Origin of the sequence: Tritonibacter sp. SIMBA_163 (assembly GCF_046535935.1) — a bacterium.
GTDB classification, from domain to species: domain Bacteria; phylum Pseudomonadota; class Alphaproteobacteria; order Rhodobacterales; family Rhodobacteraceae; genus Epibacterium; species Epibacterium scottomollicae.
This window is the reverse complement of the sequence record NZ_JAWJBP010001436.1, coordinates 1-232: the sequence shown is the minus strand read 5'-3', so window position 1 is coordinate 232 and position 232 is coordinate 1. Positions and strand designations below refer to the sequence as shown.

The window sequence follows — 232 nt, the reverse complement described above, 5'->3', positions numbered from 1 at the left end:
CCATATCCTCTTGGGCGGCGAGGCCTTGCCGGGCGCGCTGGTGGCAGCACTGAGGCGGACGACAGAGGCAACGGTCGAAAATATGTATGGGCCGACCGAGACCACCATTTGGTCTTCATCATGCCAAGCCGTGCCGACAACGGGCGTTGCCCCGATTGGGCGGCCGATCGCCAACACGCAGCTATACGTCCTCGACGGCAAGCTTCGGCCCGTGCCGACTGGCGATACCGGC

General features: G+C 64.7%; 1 protein-coding gene. It reads left to right on the top strand.

Translation table 11 applies throughout. The features are described 5' to 3' along the window. Positions 1-232 (top strand): AMP-binding protein (locus R0J92_RS27040; protein WP_411053952.1); only part of this gene is annotated, 232 nt, incomplete at both ends.